18 protein-coding genes are annotated in these 18,954 nt (G+C 59.0%); 9 read left to right on the top strand and 9 right to left on the bottom strand.

Annotated features, from left to right (window positions below; genetic code table 11):
* Positions 1-11: 11 nt before the first annotated feature.
* Genes ATI02_RS06830 through ATI02_RS06820 form a run of 3 tightly spaced genes read left to right on the top strand, consistent with a single transcriptional unit; the run spans position 12 to position 3,697 of the window.
* Positions 12-1,565, top strand: coding sequence for an efflux transporter outer membrane subunit (locus ATI02_RS06830; RefSeq protein WP_100845828.1), 1,554 nt, complete (start codon positions 12-14; stop codon positions 1,563-1,565).
* The gene (locus ATI02_RS06825; protein WP_100845827.1) at positions 1,558-2,682 is read left to right on the top strand and encodes an HlyD family secretion protein; all 1,125 of its coding nucleotides are present in this window, start codon (positions 1,558-1,560) and stop codon (positions 2,680-2,682) included. The genes ATI02_RS06830 and ATI02_RS06825 overlap by 8 nt, the downstream gene beginning before the upstream one ends.
* Complete coding sequence (locus tag ATI02_RS06820; RefSeq protein WP_100845826.1) at positions 2,672-3,697, top strand: DUF2955 domain-containing protein; 1,026 nt, start codon at positions 2,672-2,674, stop codon at positions 3,695-3,697. Before ATI02_RS06825 ends, ATI02_RS06820 begins: the two co-directional genes overlap by 11 nt.
* Here the strand turns inward: ATI02_RS06820 and ATI02_RS06815 are convergent.
* The 4 genes from ATI02_RS06815 to ATI02_RS06800 form a co-directional block, all read right to left on the bottom strand.
* Entirely contained in the window at positions 3,682-4,128 is a 447-nt protein-coding gene (locus ATI02_RS06815; RefSeq protein WP_100845825.1) for a YMGG-like glycine zipper-containing protein, read from the bottom strand. The genes ATI02_RS06820 and ATI02_RS06815 overlap by 16 nt on opposite strands.
* An 87-nt stretch (positions 4,129-4,215) precedes the next feature.
* Positions 4,216-5,232: an AbrB family protein gene (locus tag ATI02_RS06810; protein WP_100845824.1), complete on the bottom strand. Its 1,017-nt coding sequence runs from the start codon at positions 5,230-5,232 to the stop codon at positions 4,216-4,218.
* Between the two features lie 154 nt (positions 5,233-5,386).
* Entirely contained in the window at positions 5,387-5,809 is a 423-nt protein-coding gene (locus ATI02_RS06805; protein WP_095187569.1) for an HD domain-containing protein, read from the bottom strand.
* Positions 5,810-5,824: 15 nt separating this feature from the next.
* Entirely contained in the window at positions 5,825-6,205 is a 381-nt protein-coding gene (locus ATI02_RS06800) for a hypothetical protein (RefSeq protein ID WP_095187568.1), read from the bottom strand.
* 163 nt (positions 6,206-6,368) lie between these two features.
* Here ATI02_RS06800 and ATI02_RS06795 point away from each other — a divergent pair, with 163 nt between their 5' ends.
* Positions 6,369-6,800 carry a hypothetical protein gene (locus tag ATI02_RS06795; protein ID WP_095187567.1) on the top strand — a complete coding sequence of 144 codons (432 nt, stop codon included), beginning with the start codon at positions 6,369-6,371 and terminating at the stop codon, positions 6,798-6,800.
* Between the two features lie 48 nt (positions 6,801-6,848).
* Here ATI02_RS06795 and ATI02_RS06790 read toward each other — a convergent pair whose 3' ends face one another.
* Entirely contained in the window at positions 6,849-8,180 is a 1,332-nt protein-coding gene (locus ATI02_RS06790; protein ID WP_100845361.1) for an IS4 family transposase, read from the bottom strand.
* Between the two features lie 670 nt (positions 8,181-8,850).
* On the opposite strand from ATI02_RS06790, the gene ATI02_RS06785 reads away from it, so the two are divergent.
* The 3 genes from ATI02_RS06785 (at position 8,851) to ATI02_RS06775 (ending at position 10,491) form a co-directional block, all read left to right on the top strand.
* A complete protein-coding gene (locus tag ATI02_RS06785) occupies positions 8,851-9,138 on the top strand; it encodes a fructose-bisphosphate aldolase (RefSeq protein ID WP_095187566.1) in 288 nt (95 codons plus the stop codon).
* A gap of 265 nt (positions 9,139-9,403) precedes the next feature.
* Positions 9,404-9,895 carry a hypothetical protein gene (locus tag ATI02_RS06780; RefSeq protein WP_095187565.1) on the top strand — a complete coding sequence of 164 codons (492 nt, stop codon included), beginning with the start codon at positions 9,404-9,406 and terminating at the stop codon, positions 9,893-9,895.
* 2 nt (positions 9,896-9,897) lie between these two features.
* Complete coding sequence (locus tag ATI02_RS06775; RefSeq protein ID WP_095187564.1) at positions 9,898-10,491, top strand: Fic/DOC family protein; 594 nt, start codon at positions 9,898-9,900, stop codon at positions 10,489-10,491.
* Positions 10,492-10,599: 108 nt separating this feature from the next.
* On the opposite strand, the gene ATI02_RS06770 is transcribed toward ATI02_RS06775, so the two are convergent.
* The 4 genes from ATI02_RS06770 to ATI02_RS06755 form a co-directional block, all read right to left on the bottom strand.
* A complete protein-coding gene (locus ATI02_RS06770; protein ID WP_007950154.1) occupies positions 10,600-11,148 on the bottom strand; it encodes a type II toxin-antitoxin system RelB family anti-toxin in 549 nt (182 codons plus the stop codon).
* 849 nt (positions 11,149-11,997) lie between these two features.
* A complete protein-coding gene (locus ATI02_RS06765) occupies positions 11,998-13,281 on the bottom strand; it encodes an NAD(P)/FAD-dependent oxidoreductase (protein WP_100845823.1) in 1,284 nt (427 codons plus the stop codon).
* Positions 13,282-13,333: 52 nt separating this feature from the next.
* On the bottom strand, positions 13,334-14,824 hold the full coding sequence (locus ATI02_RS06760; protein WP_095187562.1) for an aldehyde dehydrogenase: 1,491 nt from the start codon (positions 14,822-14,824) through the stop codon (positions 13,334-13,336).
* A gap of 191 nt (positions 14,825-15,015) precedes the next feature.
* A complete protein-coding gene (locus ATI02_RS06755) occupies positions 15,016-16,392 on the bottom strand; it encodes a glutamine synthetase family protein (protein ID WP_095187561.1) in 1,377 nt (458 codons plus the stop codon).
* A gap of 282 nt (positions 16,393-16,674) precedes the next feature.
* Between ATI02_RS06755 and ATI02_RS06750 the strand changes: the two genes are divergently transcribed.
* Complete coding sequence (locus ATI02_RS06750; RefSeq protein ID WP_095187560.1) at positions 16,675-17,436, top strand: gamma-glutamyl-gamma-aminobutyrate hydrolase family protein; 762 nt, start codon at positions 16,675-16,677, stop codon at positions 17,434-17,436.
* Between the two features lie 375 nt (positions 17,437-17,811).
* A complete protein-coding gene (potA, locus tag ATI02_RS06745; RefSeq protein WP_095187559.1) occupies positions 17,812-18,954 on the top strand; it encodes a polyamine ABC transporter ATP-binding protein in 1,143 nt (380 codons plus the stop codon).

The raw sequence follows: 18,954 nt of genomic DNA, 5'->3' as shown, positions 1-18,954 counted from the left end.
GACATAACGCAATGCCTTCGACAACAGCCCCGCTGACGCGGCCCGGTCATCTGTTGTTGCTTGTCGCCTTGAGTTTCAGCGGCTGCGTGCGCCTGGGGCCGGACTTTGAGCCTCCCGCCGAGACGTGGAGCAAGCAATGGAACAGCGCGGCGCTGGAACAAGCCAGCGAACGTGCCGCCCAAACGGATCTGCGCCAATGGTGGCAAGTGTTCGCCGACCCCGTGCTTGATCGACTGATTGCCGAAGCCGATGCGCACAACAGCAGCCTGAAAATCGCCGGGCTGCGAGTGCTTGAAGCTCGCGCCCAATTGGGCATAGCCGAAAGCGGGCGCTACCCGCAACTGCAACAGGTCGGCGTCGACAGCCTGTATGTCGACCGCCATCAGTCCGGCGGCAACAACCCGCAGGATCTTCATTTCTGGCAACACAGCGCCGCGTTCGATGTCGGTTGGGAGCTGGATTTCTGGGGCCGCTTCAGCCGCGCCATCGAATCGTCCGACGCCAGTTACTTCGCCGCCCAGGCCAACTACGAAGACGCTCTCGTGCTGCTGCGCGCGCAAGTCGCCGACACCTACTTCTCCCTGCGCACCACCGAAGCACGCCTGCGCGTCGCCCGGGAAAACGCTGTCCAGCAGAAGCGCAATTTTGAAATCACCGAAAAACTCTTCAACAGCGGCCAGACGGCCGAACTCGACCTGCAACAGGCGAAAACCCAATACCTCGGCACGCTCAGCAGCCTCCCCGCATTCGAAGATCAAGTCCTGCGCACCCGCAACGCTTTGGCGGTTTTAGTCGGCCAGCCACCCGGTGGCGCGGCGTTGCTGGCCGAGCAACCGGGGCTGATTCCCTTACTCGATCGCGCCGTGCTGCAAGACGTCCCGGCCAACCTGCTGTTGCGTCGTCCGGACATACGCGCGGCGGAACTGAATGTTGCTGCGCAATCGGCGCTGGTCGGTGTCGCCGAAACCGATCTGTATCCGTCGCTGACCTTGCTCGGCAGCATCGTCTGGTCCAGCGATACCCTCGGCGCCACGCCGCGCAGTCTCGATCTGATTGGTGGCCCGAGCCTGCGCTGGAACATCTTCGATTACGGCCGCATCCGCAACAACATACGGGTGCAGGACGCGCGTTTGCAGCAACTGATCGAAACCTATCGCGACAAGGTCCGCCAAGCTGCGCGCGAAGCCGACGATGCCGCCAGCGGCTTGAGCAAAGCACTGGAGCGCGAACGCATTCTGCGCGAGGCCGAAGGCGCTGCGCGTCGTTCGCTGGTGCTGGCCAACACGCAATACCGCGAAGGTTATTCCGACTTTCAGCGGGTGCTCGACGCGCAACGCGCCCTGCTCGAATTGCAGGACAACTATCTGGTCAGCCGCAGCAACGCCGTGAGCAACCTGATCGCCCTGTATAAAGCCCTCGGCGGCGGCTGGCAAAGCCATGCGCCGCAGGTCGATGAGCCGACCCGGCAACAGATGCAGCAACGCACTAACTGGGGCGATTTGCTCAGCGCGCCGCCCGCCCAACCGGCGTATCCCCTTCCATCGCAGGTAACCCGTCATGACTGAAGCCGCGCCACCCGCCCCGGCCCCCGCGCCTGCCCAGGCTGATCCGGCAAAAAAAGGCATCCGCTGGGTGCTATTGCTGATCGTACTGAGCCTGGCCTGGTACCTGCTCGCCGACCGCTACACGCCCTACACCCAGCAGGCGCGGGTCGGTGCGTTCGTGATTCCGGTGGCGGCGGAAGTCGCCGGTCGGGTGATCCGGGTCAACGTGCGCAACAATCAGGATGTGAAGGCTGGCGATATTCTTTTCGAACTCGACCCGCAGCCGCTGCAAATCGCCGTGGATCGGGCGAAAGCCGATCTGGAATCGACCCGTCGTCAGGTCGGCGCCAGCACCGCCGGCATCGCCTCGGCGCAGGCATCGTTGCGAGCAGCACAAGCCAATGAACTCAAGGCGCGGCAGGACAATCAACGTCTGGAAGGTTTGTACAAACAGGACCCGGGCACCGTCTCTGTCCGTCTTCTTGAGGTATCGCGAGCCAACCGCGAACAAGCGGTCGCCCAAGTCGCCGCTGCCCGCGCCGAAGTACAGCGCGCACAAGAGCAGGAAGGCGGCAACACCGACACCAACGCCCAGTTGCGCAGCGCTGCCTCGGCACTGGCCAAAGCTGAACTGGACTTGGCCAACACCCGCATCGGCGCCCGTTCGGCCGGGTTGATCACTGATCTGCGCACCGACGTCGGCCAGTTCACCGCCGCCGGTAGCCCGCTGATGACCTTGATCGCGATTCATGACGTGTGGATCAGCGCCGACCTCACCGAGAACAACCTCGGCCGCGTGCAGCCCGGAACGCCGGTTTCGATCGTTCTGGATGCGCTGCCCGGCGAAGTCCTCGACGGCCGGGTGCGCAGCGTCGGCTATGGTGTCAGCGTCGGCCAGACCCCGGCGCCGGGCACCCTGCCGAGCATTCAGAACAGCCGTGACTGGTTGCGTCCGGCGCAGCGTTTTCCGGTGATCATCGAGTTCACGGAAGAGGCAAAGAAACGCCTCGTCGACAGCCGCGCGATTCGTGCCGGCGGCCAGGCTGAAGTCATGGCCTTTCCTACCGAGGGCAATCCGCTCAATCCGTTGGGGCGTTTGTTTTTCGGCCTGATGAGCTGGCTGTCGTATGCCTACTGAACGCAGCGTCCCGGCGCAGCGGGCCTTGCGCCTGGCGTTCGGCACCGCGCTGTGCACCGCCGCCAGTTATGCGCTGGCGTTGCCGCTGGCGTTTATCTCGCCAGTGCTGGCGGTGTTGCTGCTGGCCAGTCTGCCGCGGCCATTGCCGTTGAAAGGCGCGTTGGTGCTGGCGTTGGTCGCGGCGCTGACGACGAGCATCGGCCTGCTGCTGGTGCCGCTGCTGCGTTATTACCCGGTGAGCGGCGTGCTGTTGATCGGCCTCGGTTTGTTTCTGGTGTTTCGCTTTGGCTTGCGCGGTGGCAACGCGCTGATCGTGATGTTTCTGGTGATCGGCATGACCATGATCTCCGCCGCCGGGTTTGCCGAATTCGATCTGGCAGTGGCGGTCATCGGCGCCCTCGTCAAAGGCCTGTTACTGGCGGTGGCGGTGGTCGGTGTCAGCCACGCGCTGTTTCCTGAGCGGCCTGATAGCCCCGTCCCGCCCAAGCCACCGGCCATGCCTGCCGACGAAGTCCCGCGCGTAGCCCTGCGCGCCACGCTGATCGTGCTGCCGACGTTTCTGCTGGCCCTGAGCGACCCGGCCAGTTACATGCCGATCATCCTCAAAGCCGTCAGCCTCGGCCAACAAAGCTCCACCACCCAGACCCATCACGCCGGCCGTGAATTGCTTGGCTCCACCCTGCTCGCCGGTGTGTTGGCAGTGCTGCTCTGGTGTGGCTTGAGCCTGTTCGTGCACCTGTGGATGTTCTTTTTGTGGATGCTGCTGTTCGGGCTGTGGCTGGCACGCAAACTCTATCGCCTTAGTCCGACGCGGTTCAGTCCGGGCTTCTGGCTCAACACCCTGGTGACGATGATCATCCTGCTCGGCCAATCAGTACAGGACAGTGCCGCCGGCAAAGACGTCTACACAGCCTTCGCCGTGCGCATGGGCCTGTTCATTCTGGTGACGCTTTACAGCGCGCTGATGATGCACCTGCTCGAAGCGCACAAACCCCAGCGTCAAGGCGTGACCTGATAGCCGCGCCCTTGCAGACACCCGGTGTAGGCACTGGAGCTCGCCGCTGCGTTGGTCTTGTTCTGCGCGCGACGCTCTTGCCGCTGTCGAGACCCACCGACTACCGCGCCGGCTGCGGCGGTTTGCTGGGCACGGTTCTGTCGGTAATCCTGTTTGCGATCATCGTCGACGCGGTCATAAACCTCGTCGTGTTGACGGCCGCGGACTTCAGAACCTGCTGCTCCGGCGGCGGCACCGACAGCGGCCCCCTTCAGACGACCACCCGCTTGGGGCGTTGAAGTCGTTGAAGTCGAAGCGATGGAGTGGCAGTCGTTGATGTCGATCTGGGTTTGTTGCGAGGTCTGGCCTTTAAGCGGGACGACGGATTCGGCGCTGGCCTGAGTGGCGTAGAGGGCAGCGGTCATCAGCGCGATGGACGTTAGACGATTCATGATTGCCTCCGGCGGGGCCTGGGGTTGGCGGTGGTGCGGGGTAGTCAGGAAGTCTAGTTCAAGACGCAGGGTCAAGAGCCCCTCACCCTAGCCCTCCCGCACCCGCCGCACCTGCACCAACAACGCCGGCGCAAAATGCAGCAGCACCATCCGCGCCAAGTGGTGAGTGAGGATAAACACCACATTCAGCCCGCCGGCAAACGCGACAATCGCAATCGTCTCGATCGCCCCCGGCATGTACGCCAGCCATAGCGACAACGGATCGCTGCCCAACCACCGCGCCGCTACCTCTGCAAACACCGCCGCCACCACAATCATCAGCCCGACCGAGACCAGTGCCGTGCGGCCATGCAGGCCCAATTCCCTGACGCCCAAACCCTGGAACCGCGAGCCGATGCGCACGCCGAGAATCAGCGCCGCCAGATTCAAGCTCCAGTCGGGCATGTGAAAACCGTGCAACCAGCCTGCTTTTACAAAGACTGCGGTGATGATGATCGCCGTGAGCATGAAGGGCGCCGGCACGCCGATCACCAGCAGCAATCGACCGAGCACGACGCTCAAGCCGATCACCGAGAAAACCGTCAACGCCATGCCGGTGGTCAACGGATCGCTATCAACAGCAGCCACCGACACCTGCCCCGGAATCAAAAAGCTCACCAGCACGGTAATCAGCAGTAATCGCATCAGGTGCACGATGATGACTTTGCTCGACGCCTTCTCCGACTCGAGCAAATCAAACACCGCCGCCAGTGCCCCCGGATACACCGCCAACAGTGCATCAGTTCGATTCCACCCTGCCCCACGCGTCAGCCACCAACCGGCCAGGGCAATCTGCACCGTCAGACACAGCAGCAACACACCAAGGCTCGGCAACATCGTCGACGCCGTCGCACTGTCCCACGCCTCGAACATCAGCCCGGTGGCGATGCCCAGGGTGACCTGGATGTAGCCCAAGCCATAAGGCGTTGCCGGTGCGAAACCTGACTTGGTCACGACCAGTGCCGTGACAAGGATCGAACCCAACAGCAAGCCATGCGGTACGCCAAGAGATTCCAACACCGCACCGAAACCGGCGGCAATCAACAGACACAGAATCGATTTCATATTCGCCTTCCTGGCTATTCAACTGATCCGACACACATACCGTGTAGGAGCTGCCGCAGGCTGCGATCTTTTGATCTTTTTTGAAGATCAAGATCAAAAGATCGTCCGATCGCGGCCCGAGCCTTCGGCAGCTCCTACAGGGGCGTGTCCATTTTTATGAGCGCAACCGTCCAATCGCGCGCCGATACTTCTCAATCCGCTCCAGATCCTCCCAACTTGGCGAGGCGATCCGTGACAGGTCACTGTTCTCTTCCAGATCCGCCAGTTTCACCACCCGGCCAATCGGGTTCTGCGCCGCACGCTCGACGAATTCCTCATAGGACTCGCCCGGCACTTTGGTCACCGACGCAATGGCCGTCAGCACCTCTTCGCTGAAGCCTTCCTTGCGCAGGTCATCCAGGCTGATAGCGCAATCCTCGACCACATCGTGCAGCACCGCGACGATGCGCTCCTCCAGCGAGGTCATGCGCAGCATCACCTTCAGCGGATGCAAAATGTACGGCGCCCCGCCCTTGTCCACCTGCCCCGCGTGCGCGGTGGCGGCGATGGCAATGGCGCGTTCGAGTGTTTGAGTCATGGAAATCTCCTCGGATTAAACGCCGTACCGGCCGCCGACATGGATGTTGCGTTTAAGCCAGCCGCCAATCGCTTTCAACCGACCGACCGGCTCGGCGTGTTGCTTGAGAATCATGCCGACCAACGTCGCCTGATCCGCCCCCGGATGCGCATCGATCAACTCAGCGACCCAGGCACAATCAGCCTTCTTCAAATGCTCACGCCACTCACCGGGCCAGGCGTCCAGCTCATCCAGCGCCAACCAGCGCGCACCGCCCTGCCCACCATGCCCTCCGGCCGTCGACTGTTCGAAGCAGAAAGGCGTGGCCGCTCGGGACAGGTCGATGTTGAAAATGTAGACGTCGTGGGTGGAGTGCTGCGGCGTAGGAGCGTTGTTGCGGCTGCCAATTTCAATCATGGGCAATATTCCAATCCTTGGGCGCTAGATGTGTCCGATTGTTTCTCAGTCTACGCGACCAGCGCAAATCAAAAACCTGATGGAACCTCCTCCTCTGCGCTATCTCGAAACCTTAAGCGCCCAAACATTGATCAGAACCGGCGCCCTTGAAGAGGAAAGCCCGATGAACATTCGATTCCTGCTTCTGCTCGCCACGTTCTGCGTCATCCCCACCTGCGTCATGGCCGAAGGCTGCGACGTCGAAACCCGCTCCTCCAGCGCCTCCGTGCCTACCGTATCCGGCCATAGCTGCTACGAATACGAAGGTATGCCCGTCAATGCCATCGACTGGTCGTGCAGCAACGAAAGCAAAGACATGGTCAACGCCGTCAAGAAAAAGGTCCAGCAGTGCGATGACCACTACAAGGCCACTTGTATTGCCACCCTCACCCAGGAATCCCTCGCCAACCCGCACTCCACCAGCAAGGACAAAAACGCCAAAGCGTTGAATATTCCGGAGGGCGCGCAGGTGACCACGTATTACTACGGCGCGGAGAATCTGGGGCAGGCGAAGATTGATTGTGAAAGTGGCGGTGGGCATTGGAAGGCGAAGTAACGGATGTTTAGCGCACATAAAAAGGGACACCGCTGGGTGTAATGCCAGTCAGTTAAGCTGACTGGCATTTTTGTTTTTGATCGGATACTTCGGCGATTTGAGCCTGATTGCCCGAGGATAAATGCGCTCCTCGCGTCGATGTGGCAGGACATAATGCGGGGCTGAGGCATGCAACTCTGCGAGATATTTGGGGATGTTCCCCGAACGATCCGCAGAAACGCCGTTGATAAACCCCAAGATCGCCCAAGTGCACGCGGTGAAGCTCAGTTCGCATGGATGGATGCCTGGACAATGGCGGCTCATCTCCACCATCTGATAACGCAACAGGTTGTAGCCCAACAACACGCCCCACAGTTCCTGCTCAATCATTTCGGGCGTCTTGCTGCGCAGCGTATAGCTGCTGTTCAGCAGGGTCTGCTTCATTTCTCTAAACCCTAACTCGATCTCCCATCGCTGGCTGTAGAGATCGACGATTTCGTCGGACGGGAAGCGTAATGAGTCGGCCATCGACGTCAGTATCTGACAAACCTTGCCCTTGACGGTTTTGCTCAGAAGCCGCGCAGTCAGGCGCTCCGGCAATCCAGGCCATTGCTTGCGGGCCTGCGGCGAAGTACTCAACGAGACCACAGCATCGTGGCGCCCCAAACGCTGAAGCACTTCGTACTGCGAGCCTTTTTTCAGCGGCATCAACCAATGTCGCTCGATGCCTGCTTGCTGCCATTGATGCAGCAACCCCAAGGAATAAAAGCCGCGATCGAACAGCGTCAGCGAGTGATCGGGGGTGGTTTCGATCAGTTGCTCCGCCAGTTTCATCTCGTTGCTGCGATAGCCGTCAAACGCGCTGCCAATCAGTAAGTGACTGGTCAATTCCATTTGGCAAACCATGCGCACCTGAGGAAAACCAGTATCGCCATGCTGGTTGCTGGCGGAGTCGTAACGCGCACGGTTTTCCGGTGTATCGGGCGTACGCCAGACGACGCCGTCGACACCCAGCAAGCGCAACCCGGCCCAGGTCGGATGACTGGCCGCTTCATGCCAGCTTTTCTGAGTCAGATCGAAGACTTGTCGTACGGCCTCGCTGCCCAGCCGCTGACGGGCTTGGACTACGGCGCTGGGCGCGACCAGCGGACGTTGCCCAGGCAGCATGATGTTCATGCGACTGACCACATCCCACGCCGACATGCGTCGAAAAAACGCCATGGAGATGACGCACCAAAGCATCATTTCCAAAGGTAAGCGTCGCCTGCGCAAAGTGGCTACACCGGCCTGCTCCAATGCCTGTTCGACCAGAGATGGATCAAGCAACGAGTCCAACCCTTCGAGGGAGTTGGGAGTCGAGACGAAGTTGTGGGTGAGTTCCAGTGCCCGAGCCAGACGCATAAAAAAATCCGATGCCTATTCAGGCATCGGATTTTGATTTCTTGCGGCCAAAGGTCAAGCAAAAGGGCTTAACTGATCAGCATTACACCGCTGGGTGTCCCTTTTTCGTGCATCAACACATTCATTGTGGCGAGGGCGCTTGCTCCCGCTGGCCTGCGAAGCAGCCCTGTATCAACATGCAAAGCCATGATTTGAGATTCGACCGAATTTGAAGTCTGAAAAACGCGTAGGAAAACACCCCCTGTGGTGAGGGGATTCATCCCCGATGGGTTGCGAAGCGGCCCCAAACCGGCGAGCTCATTTCTCCAGACACGCCGCAGGCCACGGATTACGACGACTGCGTCGCCGATCAGGGATAAATCCCCTCGCCACAGGGTCGGGTTTGCGTCCTACAGGTCGGTTGTGGCGGCAGGAATTGCTGCCTAGAGTGGGGCTGTCGCTGACCGCAGTTGGCGATGGGTTTCGCAGCCCAAAGGAGAAATTGGATAACACCGTCTAACGACAATTCTGGCAAAATTCGCCAGCATTACGTTTTATGGCGGTTGTGTGCGGGAGACTTTCGAGTCTGCCGAGTCTGGTTTCTCCTCGGTCTGCGAACCTGCTCACAGCCGCCACCCATTATGTTTCGCAGCAGAACGGTGGCTCATTTTTTATTGAGAGACCATTCCTAATGACGATCAAAAAACCTCTCCACCACTACGCCCACATGTCTCACCCAGCCACCGACCACCCCGTCCTCCTGATCGACGCCGACTCCCCACTGCGTGAACTCCATGCCTGCCTGGCCGAACGCCTAAACGCCGTACTCAAATACCTCGACCTCATCGCCTGCACCAGCCTCCCCGATTACGCCGAACACGACATCAACACCGTGACCAACATCGCCAGGATCATGGTGCAGGATGTCAGTGATGTATTTCGGGTAATAGAGCAGCGGGGGTTTGATACCCCCATTTAGCCTTTCAACATTCCAGAGCTTGAAAGCCGTATTTTTGCGGAACCAATGCTACCGATTTAACGTGACCTCCTCTTGGCTCGTCAGGCTGTCAGCCTGACTCGAGCAAGAGATGGAAATTGCACTGATGATTTGATAGGTTCGGCATTACTCATGATCATGGACAATGGAGGGAGCGCGTGAATAACTACCTGTATTGCGACTCAGAATCTTACTTTTTCTTGCTAATTAGCGCACAAAGCAAGGAACAGGAAATGATGAGCTATTCTTGAATCTGAATGCGAACGTGACCAGGCCAAAAAATATCGTGAATTCACAATCTGATGAAATCAAGGAAATACTTCTCTCTAGTGACTACCCTCGCTTGGAATCAATAAGCATTGCGCAAATCAATAAATTACTGAAATCTACATTCGGCGCTAACTTTCAGTGCCAGACCCATAGGGAAGCGCAGAGATTAATCAAATCAGTGACCGCATGGACGCGACGACATCCAGCAGACATAAACACGTACATTGAAAATGATACCTGGAAAGGTAGCAGCGTTGACGTCTATACCTTTCAAGAACTCATCGCAAAAGAGATTGGCCGACCTACAAACCGAAAAAAGAAATCCACCGTTACGAAGATGCTACTGGATATGCTGCGGCTTTTTTCGTCTCCAGACGAACTCAGCGCCCAGTCGATTTTTGAGAAAAACAAGGTGCGAAATTTTATAGCCAGCTCCAAGCTGGAAGGTATTATTCTGGAGAACAATTAACTATGGACAGATATCAAATCTCTGAAAGCGACCCCTATCTCATAAAAGGTACCGACTGCCTCAAAAACATTAAAGACATCACCGACATTAACGAACTGGAGGTTGCTGAGCGCGAAGCCACCAAGCTCAATATCGCTTTGATAAGCGAGCAAAAAAGCCCCTACAGCCTTGCCACGATGAAATATATCCACAAAACCCTTTTTTCGTCCCTCTATCAATGGGCTGGAGAGCTCCGTCTAGTTGGCATATGGAAAGGAACCACCCGATTTTGTGCTCCAGAGCGCATCGAAGCCGAAGCGCTGAAAATTTTTCAAGCTATAAATCTCGACTTTCAGAATAAGGAAAAATTCTGGAGCTTGGAAGATACTGCTGATCGCCTTGCCTACCATTATGGCGAGCTGAATATCATTCACCCATTTCGTGAAGGCAACGGCCGAACACAGAGAATTCTGTTTGAGTATATTGCGCAAGATGCAAAGTACTCGATTCGCTGGCAAGAAGACAGTGACCAGTGGATATCAGCTAACATAAGCGCCTACACCACCGACCACAAAGCACTAAAAGAAATCTTCATGGATATCTTAGAGCCTATATAAGCACAATAGAAAAAAGAAAGATGCCATGTTTACTTAGCAAAATAAACCTGGCATCTAATTAGTCAAATCAGATGCCAATAATATTGACTAAGAAGTAGCAATACAAAACTAAAAATTCGCCGGCGTATTCGCACTAATAATCTCAGCCTCATCCGCCCCAATATTCCGGAACTTATGCGGCAACGTCGTCGGAAAGTAATACCCATCCCCGGCATTCAAAACACTCACCGAGCCATCCACGGTCAACTCAACCGTCCCCCGCGTCACCAGCCCACACTCCTCACCTTCCGCATGCACAATCGGCTCTTCCCCGGAGCTCGCGCCCGGTGCGTATTGCTCGCGCAGCAAGCGCATCTGGCGGCTCGGCACGGAGGCGCCGATCAGCAGCAGGCGCAGGCCGTGGCGGCCGAGGTCGGGTTGTTCATTGGCGCGGAAGACATATTGGTGTTCGCGCGGCGGTTGGTCGAAGGTGAAGAAGTCGGCCAGGGACATCGGGATGCCTTCGAGCAGCTTTTTCAGGGAGCTGACGGAGGGGCTGACGCGATTCTGTTCGATCAGGGAGATGGTGGCATTGGTCACGCCGCTACGCCGGGCCAGCTCGCGCTGGGAGAGTTTGTAGCTTTCGCGTACTAGTTTGAGTCGAGAACCCGTATCCATGACTGCCTTATGTGAAGAGTACTTAAGGGTGATGGGGGTGGGTGGCGGGTGACGCGCCGGGGCGCGGATCACGTTGCTCCCGTGTCCCGGAACCGTGAAAGGCGGCTATTAAATCACGTTTGCTGGTGTTGCTCAGCAGGTTCGATGGGTGGTGGGGGAAAAGTCTTTCTTGCCTTGGTAATACAGTGACTGTGGGAGCGGGCTTGCTCGCGAAAGCGGTGTGTCAGGCGACATGGATGTTGGCTGATATGGCCTCTTCGCGAGCAGGCTCGCTCCCACAGTTGGATCTCTTTTGTGTCAGTTGGCTTTGTGGAGGTTGTCAGGCCGTCATCGCTGGCAAGCCAGACTCCCACAGGGTTTGTGGTGTTTCTGTGGGAGGGATGGTGGCTGGGCTGGCCTCTTCGCTGGCAGGCCCGCTCCCACAGTTGGATCTCTTTTGTGTCAGTTGGCTTTGTGGAGGTTGTCAGGCCGTCATCGCTGGCAAGCCAGACTCCCACAGGGTTTGTGGTGTTTCTGTGGGAGGGATGTTGGCTGGGCTGGCCTCATCGCTGGCAGGCTCGCTCCCACAGTTGGATCTCTTTTGTGTCAGTTGGCTTTGTGGGGGTTGTCAGGCCGTCATCGCTGGCAAGCCAGAATCCCACAGGGTTTGTGGTGTTTCTGTGGGAGGGATGGTGGCTGGGCTGGCCTCTTCGCTGGCAGGCTCGCTCCCACAGTTGGATCTCTTTTGTGTCAGTTGGCTTTGTGGAGGTTGTCAGGCCGTCATCGCTGGCAAGCCAGCTCCCACAATTAGAGTTTTGGTGTATCAGGTAAAAACCGGCGGGGTCTTGGGGCCGCCGCCGGGGAGGTAACTTAGAGGCCGAAGCGGTCGCGTAGCGAGTAGTAGACGGCGCCGAGGGCTGTCAGCGGTGCGGAGAAGGTGCGGCCGCCGAGCATTGGCATGTGCGGCAGCGAGGCGAACGCATCGAAGCGTTCGGCGTCGCCGCGGATCATTTCCGAGATCAGTTTGCCGGCCAGGTGTGAGCAAGTGACGCCGTGGCCGCTGTAGCCTTGCATGTAGTAGGCGTTTTTCTCGATGCGGCCGAATTGCGGCATGCGTGACATGGTCAGCAGGAAGTTGCCGGTCCAGCGGTAGTCGATTTTCACGTCCTTGAGCTGTGGGAAGGTCTTGAGGATCTTCGGGCGGATCAGTTGTTCGATGTCGTCCGGTTCACGCGCGCCGTAGACCACGCCGCCGCCGTAGAGCAGACGGTTGTCGGCGGTGAGGCGGTAGTAATCCAGCAAGTAGTTGCAGTCTTCGACGCAGTAGTTGTTGGTGATCAGGCTGCGTGCCTGCTTTTCGGTCAACGGTTCGGTGACGACGATTTGCGAGCCGCACGGCATGCTTTTCGCGGTCACGCGGTTGTCGAGGCCTTGCGGCAGATAAGCGTTGCCGGCGATCAGCAGGTACTTGGCGCGTACCAGGCCTTTGGCGGTGCGGATGACATTCGGCTCGCCGTAGGTGATTTCCACGGCAGCGGATTGCTCGTAGATCTTCCCGCCCAGACGCGTGATCGCGGCGGCTTCACCGAGGGCCAGGTTCAGCGGGTGAACATGGCCGCCCTGCAAGTCGAGCAGGCCGCCGACGTAGGCGTCGGAGCCGACTTCCCTGCGAATGTCCGCAGCGTCGAGCATCTTCAGATTGCGATTGCCGTAGCGTTCCCAGTTTTTCTTCTGCTCGGCCAGGCCATTCAGTTGTTTCTTGTTCATCGCTGCGAAGATGCCGCCCGGGCGGTAGTCGCATTTGATGTCGTAGTCCTTGATGCGCGAACGAATGATGTCGGCGCCTTCGAAGATCATGCTACCGAGGATTTCGGCGGTCTTGTCGCCGTAGCGCTCTTCGATCACGTCGACGTCGCGGCTGTAGGAGTTGACCAGTTGACCGCCGTTGCGGCCGCTGGCGCCGTAGCCGACTTTCGCCGCTTCCAGCACCGTCACTTTGTAGCCGGCTTCAGTCAGGAACAGTGCCGAGGACAGGCCGGTGTAGCCGGCGCCGATGATGCAGACATCGCAGTCCACCGCTTCTTCCAGAATCGGGAAGTCGATGACTTCGTTGCGGGTGGCGGCGTAGTAGCTGTTTACGTGTTGCTGTTTCATATTATTGTTCTCCGAGGGTCGCCCATTGAAGGCGACCACCGCTTTAGAAAAATCAGAGCTTGATCCAGGTCGCTTTCAGTTCGGTGTACTTGTCGAACGCGTGCAGCGATTTGTCGCGACCGTTGCCCGACTGTTTGAAACCACCGAACGGCGCGGTCATGTCGCCGCCGTCGTATTGGTTGACCCACACGCTGCCGGCGCGCAAACCGCGGGCGAAGGTGTGCGCCTTGCTCAGGTTGCTGGTCCAGACGCCGGCGGCGAGGCCGAAGATGCTGTCGTTGGCGATCTGCAGCGCTTCTTCAGCGGTGTCGAAGGTGATCAGCGACAGCACCGGGCCGAAGATTTCTTCCTGGGCGATGGTCATGGCGTTGGTCACGCCATCGAAGATCGCCGGTTGCACGTAGAGGCCACCGGTTTCTTCGAGAGTGCGCTGGCCGCCAGCGATCAGCTCGGCGCCCTGCTCGCGGCCGATGCTGATGTAGCGCAGCACGTTGTCGAGTTGACGCTGATCGACCACGGCGCCGACGGTGGTTGCCGGGTCGAGGGCGTGCCCCGGTTTCCACGCTTGCAATGCTTCCACCAGCAGCGGAATGAATTGCTCGCGGATCGAACGCTCGACCAGCAGGCGCGAACCGGCAGTGCAGACTTCGCCTTGGTTGAAGGCGATGGCGCCGGCCGCCGCTTGTGCTGCCGCGCGCAAGTCCGGTGCGTCGGCGAACACCACGTTGGGGCTCTTGCCGCCCGCTTCGAGCCAGACGCGTTTCATGTTGCTTTGCCCGGCATAAATCATCAGTTGTTTGGCAATCGCCGTGGAGCCGGTGAAGGCCAACACGTCGACGTCCATGTGCAACGCCAGCGCCTTGCCGACGGTGTGGCCGAAGCCTGGCAGGACGTTGAACACGCCTTTTGGAATGCCGGCATCCAACGCCAACTGCGCGATGCGGATGGCGGTCAGCGGCGACTTTTCCGAAGGCTTGAGGATGAACGAGTTACCAGCGGCCAGCGCGGGGGCGAATTTCCAGCTGGCCATGATCAGCGGGAAGTTCCACGGCACGATCGCGGCGACCACACCGGACGGCTCGCGAGTGATCAGACCGAGTTGGTCGTGCGGGGTCGCGGCGACTTCGTCGTAGATCTTGTCGATGGCTTCGGCGCTCCAGCGGATCGCGTTGGCGGTCGCCGGGATGTCGATGCTCATGGAGTCGCTGATCGGTTTGCCCATGTCGAGGGTTTCCAGCAGCGCCAGTTCTTCCTGGTGTTGCAGGATCAGATCGGCGAAACGGATCAGGATGCGCTTGCGCTCGGCCGGGGCTTTTTTCGCCCACACGCCGGATTCGAAAGACTGGCGCGCGACTTCCACGGCGAGGTTGGCGTCGGCTTCGTCGGTGCTGGCCACGGAGGCGAGGAAACGGCCGTCGACGGGGCTCAGGCATTCGAAGGTGTCGCCGCTGATCGCCGGGCGGTATTCGCCGTTGATGAAGGCGCGGGATTCGAGGGTCAGGGACTGGAAGCGCTGTTCCCAGTCGTTGCGGGTTGTAGTCATTGTTGTGGCTCGACAAGGGGGGAAATTGGGGTGACGGTGGACGATCGCCCACTCATCAAAATTTGGTAACCGAACCCCTGTGGGAGCGGGCTTGCTCGCGAAAGCATCGTGTCAGGCAACATTGCTTTGAATGACACACCGCATTCGCGAGCAAGCCCGCTCCCACATTGGGTCGGTGTTGGTTCTGCAAATCACACCGTATGCAGATACCAGTTGTACTCAAGGTCAGAGATCGAGTTTTCGAACTCGGCCAGCTCGCTTTCCTTGCACGCGACAAACACGTCGATGTACAGCGGGTCGATGTAGCGGGCCATGACTTCGCTGTCGTCCAGCTCGCGCAGGGCGTCGCGCAGGTTGTTCGGCAGGCTCTGTTCGTTCTGCTCGTAGCTGTTGCCTTCCACCGGGGCGCCCGGTTCGATCTGGTTGGTCAGGCCGTGGTGAATACCGGCCAGCACCGAGGCCATCAGCAGGTACGGGTTGGCGTCGGCACCGGCGACTCGATGCTCGATACGCACGGCGTCGGCGGAACCGGTCGGCACTCGTACCGCAACGGTGCGGTTGTCGATGCCCCAGCTCGGCGAGTTCGGCACGTAGAACTGTGCGCCGAAGCGGCGGTACGAGTTGACGTTCGGACAGAGGAACGCCATTTGCGCAGGCAGGGTCTCCAGCACACCGCCGATCGCGTGTCGCAGCGCGGCGTTCTGCTCGGGATCCTCGCTGGCGAAGATGTTGTTGCCTTCTTTGTCCAGGATCGAAATGTGTACGTGCAGACCGTTGCCCGCCTGGCCCGGATACGGCTTGGCCATGAAGGTGGTGTCCATCTCGTGGTCGTAGGCGATGTTCTTCACCAGACGCTTGAGCAGGACCGCGTAGTCGCATGCCTTGATCGGATCGGAGACGTGATGCAGGTTGACTTCGAACTGCGCCGGGGCGCTTTCCTTGACGATGGCGTCAGCCGGGATGCCCTGCTCTTTCGCGCCTTCGAGGATGTCTTGCAGGCAGTCGACGTATTCGTCGAGGTCGTCGATCAGGTAGACCTGAGTCGACACCGGACGCTTGCCGGACACCGGTGAACGCGGCGACTGCGGACGGCCGTTCACGTTGTCCTGGTCGATCAGGTAGAACTCGAGTTCGAACGCGGCGCAGATGGTCAGGCCCATGTCATCGAACTTGCGCACGACGTTGGCCAGCACTTCACGCGGGTCGGCGAAGAACGGCTGGCCCTCGAGCTCATGCATGGTCATCAGCAATTGTGCGGTTGGGCGCTTCTGCCACGGCTCGATGCTCAGGGTGCCGGGGATCGGGTAGCAGATGCGGTCAGAGTCGCCGATGTCCAGGCCCAGGCCGGTGCTTTCCACCGTGGAGCCATTGATGTCGAGGGCGAAGAGCGAGGCCGGCAGGTTGATGCCTTTCTCGTAAACCTTATGAAGACTGGTGCGTTCGATGCGCTTGCCGCGCACCACACCGTTCATATCCGCAATCAGAAGGTCGACGTACAAAACCTCAGGATATTTCTTAAGGAATGCGTTTGCTTCGTTGAGTTGAACGGTACGCAGAGGGACCGACATGATGCACCTATTTAGCTGTTAATTATTATGTTCACTGCTGTTTCGCCGAGCCAGTCAACCCGAACGGCAAAGTGAAGTCAATAGCGAACAGCTGGCCGCTCAGCCTTTATTTTTAGGGCCTTTTTTAACACTCTCGTGCCACCACAGGCGCCAGACGCCCGGAAACCGTAACGATTTGATGAACGGCGTTTAGAATTTTTTACATGGCAGTTGTTAATTAAAATCAACGAGGCTAAGCTCCGGAAAAGCTCGTTCAAGTGTCAAACTTCGAGGTGAATAAAAATGGCATTCAAGCCATTGATCGGCGTTACTGCGTGCGTCAAACAGATTGGCCTGCACCCCTATCACATCAGCGGCGACAAGTACGTACGTGCTGTCAGCGTTGGCGCTGAAGGGTTGCCGGTGGTCATTCCTTCCCTTGGCAACCTGACTGAAATCGAAGACCTGCTCGGTCAACTCGACGGTCTGCTGCTGACCGGCTCGCCCTCGAATGTGGAACCTTTCCACTATCAAGGCCCGGCCAGCGCCCCCGGCACGGATCACGATCCGGCGCGGGATGCCACCACCCTTCCTTTATTGCGTGCAGCCATTGCCGCGGGCGTTCCGGTGCTGGGCATTTGCCGTGGCTTCCAGGAAATGAACGTGGCCTTCGGCGGCAGCCTGCATCAGAAGGTGCATGAGCTGCCGGGCATGCTCGATCACCGCGAAGCCGACAGCCCGGACGTGGCCGTGCAATACGCACCAGCCCATGCGGTCAGCGTGCTTGGTGGTGGCGTGTTCGAGGCGCTGGCGTTGCCGGGCGAGTTCCAGGTCAACTCGATTCACAGTCAGGGCATCGACCGCCTCGCGCCCGGCCTGCGCGCCGAAGCGGTAGCGCCGGATGGCCTGATCGAGGCGATCTCGGTGGAGCACAGCCCGACCTTTGCCCTCGGCGTGCAATGGCACCCGGAATGGCAGGTGCTGGACAACCCGAACTACCTGAAGATTTTCCAGGCATTCGGCCAGGCTTGCCGGCAACGGGCGGCGCAACGCAGCAAGCGCTGACACAACCCAGGATTTTTAAAACTGTTTACTGCCCCCACGGGGTCGGCGGCTGTGCGTTTGCGCATCCGTCATCCGTGAAAACAACACATCGTAATAACAACAAGTACGACCCAGGCAGCCAGGACGGCGGCGCCGAACAAGCCGGATCGGTGCGGGTAATGCCAGTCAGGTAAACGCATTTCTCCTGTGGGAGCGAGCCTGCTCGCGAAAGCGGTGTATCAGCAAACAATGATGTCGACTGACACGCCGTCTTCGCGAGCAGGCTCGCTCCCACAGGTTCTGCGCCATAGCTGACAGACATCCCGAACCGCTCTGCAATCCACTTTTAAGCCAGGCCACATTGGCCTGGCGACTGAAACCTGTTGGGAGTTTCACATGGCAAACGCCTCCAGCACTTACAGGAAGGCTCTTGAAGGTCATCAGCAACCGAAAAAGGTTCTGGTGAAAGTCGATCGCGTGACCAAGAAGTTCGACGAAACCGTGGCAGTGGACGATGTGTCCCTGGAGATCCATCAGGGCGAAATCTTCGCCCTGCTCGGCGGCTCCGGTTCGGGCAAATCGACTCTGTTGCGCATGCTGGCCGGTTTCGAGCGCCCGACTGAAGGGCGGATTCTGCTCGACGGCGTGGACATCACCGACATGCCGCCCTACGAGCGGCCGATCAACATGATGTTCCAGTCCTACGCGCTGTTCCCACACATGACCGTCGCGCAGAACATCGCCTTTGGCCTCAAGCAGGACCGTTTGCCGGCCAGCGAAATCGACGCCCGTGTGGAAGAGATGCTGCGTCTGGTGCACATGACCCAATACGCCAAACGCAAACCGCATCAGTTGTCCGGTGGTCAGCGCCAGCGCGTCGCCCTCGCCCGCTCGCTGGCCAAGCGTCCAAAGCTGTTGCTGCTCGATGAGCCGATGGGTGCGCTGGATAAAAAGCTGCGCTCGCAAATGCAGCTTGAGCTGGTGGAAATCATCGAGCGCGTCGGCGTGACCTGCGTGATGGTGACCCACGACCAGGAAGAAGCCATGACCATGGCCGAGCGCATCGCGATCATGCACCTGGGCTGGATCGCCCAGATCGGCAGCCCGGTCGATATTTACGAAGCACCGGTCAGCCGCATGGTCTGCGAGTTCATCGGCAACGTGAACGCCTTCGACGGCACTGTGGTGGAAGACCTTGAGGGCCACGCCATCATCCACAGCCCGGATTTGCAGCAGAAGATCTACGTTGGCCACGGCGTCAGCACCTCGGTGCAGGACAAGTCGATCACCTACGCGATCCGCCCGGAAAAAATGCTCGTCAGCACCACCCAACCGGAGTTCCGCTACAACTGGTCCGAAGGCAAGGTGCATGACATCGCCTACCTCGGCGGCCACTCGGTGTTCTACGTCGAATTGCCCGGCGGCAAAATCGTCCAGTCGTTCATGGCCAACGCCGAACGCCGTGGCGCGCGGCCAACCTGGGACGACAAGGTCTACGTCTGGTGGGAAGACGACAGCGGCGTGGTACTGCGCTCATGA

The sequence above is a fragment of the Pseudomonas baetica genome (assembly GCF_002813455.1).
GTDB lineage: Bacteria > Pseudomonadota > Gammaproteobacteria > Pseudomonadales > Pseudomonadaceae > Aquipseudomonas > Aquipseudomonas baetica.
This window is presented reverse-complemented; position numbering and strand designations above follow the sequence as displayed.